We start from the raw sequence: 3,143 nt of genomic DNA on the forward strand, positions 1-3,143 counted from the left end.
GCGGCCTGCAGGCGCTGCACTACGCCAGCAGTGGCGGCCAGGCGCGGCAGCGGCTGCTCGAGGCCGACGTGCTGGTCGAGGCCGATACCACGCTGTCGTGGCTGGTGCTGCCGGAGATCGTCGCCGGCGACACCGTGGCCTCGACCTACGTGTCGCTGGATCTGCTGCTCGATGACGGCAGCCGGCTGTCGGCCACGCCGGCGCGCGACCAGCATGGCATGGCGCTCGGTGCGCGGGCGCAGGGTGATTCCAAGACGCTGTATCCGCAGCAGTGGACGCGCAAGTCGGTGCGGCTGGGTGACATCGCCGCGCTGCGTGGGCGCCGCGTGGTCGCGGTCGAGCTGGAAGTAGCCAGTGCCGCCGGCACGCCGGTCTCCGGCTGGATCGACGATGTGCGCCTGGACGCACAACCGCGGCAGGTACCGCAGCGCGTGTCGGACTGGGTGTTGACCACCCGTGGCACCCAGTCCAACGGCACCTTCTCGCGCGGCAACAACATCCCGGCCACCGCGGTGCCGCACGGCTTCAACTTCTGGACGCCGGTGACCGATGCCGGTTCGATCAGCTGGCTCTACCACTGGAACGAGCGCAGCAACGCCGACAACCGGCCGCAGCTGCAGGCGCTGGCGCTGAGCCACCAGCCAAGCCCGTGGATGGGCGACCGGCAGACCTTCCAGGTGATGCCTTCGCTGGACCGTGGCGTGCCCGAGGCCGACCGCGGCAAGCGCGCGCTGTCGTTCTCGCACGACCAGGAGCAGGCGCGCCCGTACCGGTACGCGGTGAACTTCGACAACGGCATCGCCGCGGCCATCGCCCCGACCGACCACGCCGCGGTATTCCGTTTCGACTTCCCCCAGGATGGTGACGCCAACCTGCTGTTCGACAATGTCGACGCGCGTGGCGGCCTGACCCTGGATGCGGCCACACAGACGCTGAGCGGCTACACCGACGTGCGCAGCGGGCTGTCCAACGGCGCCTCGCGCATGTACGTCTATGCCACCTTCGATACGCCCTGGCAGGCCAGCGGCCGCATCGACACCGGCCGGCCCACCGGCTACATCAAGTTCAACACCGGCAGTGCGCGGCGGGTGCAGATGCGCATCGCCACCTCGCTGATCTCGGTGGAGCAGGCCAAGCACAACCTGGCGCTGGAAATCAGCGCCGCCGACGATCTGGACAGCGTCGCCGCGCGCGCCCAGGACGCTTGGGACCAGCGCCTGGGCGCATTCGACATCGGCGATGCCAGCGACGACCAGAAGACCACGCTGTACTCGAACCTGTACCGCCTGTACCTGTACCCGAATTCGGGCCATGAGAACGTCGGCAGCAAGGCCGCGCCGGACTGGCGCTACGCCAACCAGGCCAGCGGCTCGGACCAGAACACCGACGGCAGCGCGGTGCGCAGCTATGTCGGCGTGCGTGACGGCAGGATGTACGTCAACAACGGCTTCTGGGACACGTTCCGCACCACCTGGCCGGCCTATGCGCTGTTCAGTGCCGACGATGCCGGGCAGATGGTGCAGGGGTTCATCGAGCAGTACCGCGCCGGCGGCTGGATCGCGCGCTGGTCTTCGCCCGGCTATGCCGACCTGATGGTCGGCACCAGCTCGGATGTGGCCTTCGCCGACGCCTGGCTCAAGGGCATCGGCGGCTTCGACCCGGCCGAGGCCTACGAGGCCGGCCTGAAGAACGCCACCGTGGTGCCGCCGGACCGCCATGTCGGCCGCAAGGGCATGGCCCGCTCCACTTTCCAGGGCTATGTCGAGGCCGGTATCCACGAAGGCCTGTCGTGGACGATGGACGGCGCATTGAACGATTTCGGCCTGGCCAACCTGGCCCAGGGCCTGTCCGAGCGGGCCGGCACGCCGGCCGCGCGTGAGCGTTACGCCACCGAAGCGCAGTACCTGCGCCATCGCGCCGCCGACTACGCCAACCTATTCAACCGTGACGCCGGCTTCTTCATCGGCCGCGACGCGCAAGGCCGCTGGCGCGTGGAGGGCAAGGACTACAACCCGGCGCAGTGGGGCTATGACTACACCGAAGCCAACGGCTGGACGTTCGCCTTCACCGCCGCGCACGACGGCGAGGGCCTGGCCGCGCTGTACGGTGGCCGCGCGCAGCTGGCCGCCAAGCTGGACCAGTTCTTCAGCACGCCGGAAACCGCCAGCCGCGCGCTGTCCGGTTCCTACGGTTTCGTGATCCACGAGATGACCGAGGCGCGTGACGTGCGCCTGGGCATGTACGCGCACAGCAACCAGCCGGCGCACCACATCCCGTGGATGTACCTGTATGCCGGGCAGCCGTGGAAGACGCAGAAACTGACCCGCGAGATCCTGTCGCGGCTGTATCTGGGCAGCGAGATCGGCCAGGGCTACCCGGGCGACGAGGACAACGGCGAGATGTCGGCGTGGTACCTGTTCGCCTCGCTGGGCCTGTATCCGCTGCGCATGGGCGCGCCGGAGTACGTGATCGGTTCGCCGCTGTTCCGCGAGGCCAGCGTGCGCCTGCAGAACGGCAAGCAGCTGGTGATCAAGGCACCGGCCAACTCGCCGCAGAACGTCTACGTGCAGTCGCTGAAGATCAACGGCAAGCCGTGGAACAAGGTCTGGGTGCCGCACGCGCTGCTGGCCGGGGGAGCGGTGCTGGAGTTCGAGATGGGGCCGCAGCCCTCACGCTGGGGTACCGGCGCCGATGCGCTGCCGCGTTCGCTGACGGCACCGGGCCAGCAGCCGACGCCGCAGCGCGATCTGCTGCAAGGGGCGAAGGCCACCGTGGGGGAGGGCGACCCGGCACCGGCGCTGCTGGATGACGATGCGGCCACCGACAGCCCGCTACGTGGCAATGCCACGGTCACCTTCACTGGCGCGGCCCCGGGTGCGGCGGCGATGTACACGCTGACCAGCGGCGGTGATCCGATCCGTAGCGCCAGCTGGACGCTGGAGGCACGCAGTGCCGGCGGCCAGTGGCAGGTGATCGACCAGCGCAGCGACGAAGCCTTCGCCTGGGCACGGCAGACCCGGCCGTTCCGCATCGCGCAGCCGGGCAAGCATGCCGAATACCGCTTGCGCCTGGCCTCGCGCGACTCGCTGCGCCTGGCCGAAGTCGAGCTGCTGGCACCGGCCACGCCCTGATCCGCAAGGCGG

Annotated in this window: 1 protein-coding gene; it reads left to right on the forward strand. The window is 69.4% G+C overall.

The window, feature by feature from the left end:
• Positions 1 to 3,131: GH92 family glycosyl hydrolase (locus tag JCM9942_RS12865; RefSeq protein ID WP_054660145.1), on the forward strand; the 3,131-nt coding region annotated here is incomplete at its 5' end.
• Between the last annotated feature and the right edge of the window lie 12 nt (positions 3,132 to 3,143).

The sequence above is a fragment of the Stenotrophomonas pictorum JCM 9942 genome, assembly GCF_001310775.1.
Taxonomy (GTDB): Bacteria; Pseudomonadota; Gammaproteobacteria; order Xanthomonadales; family Xanthomonadaceae; genus Stenotrophomonas; species Stenotrophomonas pictorum.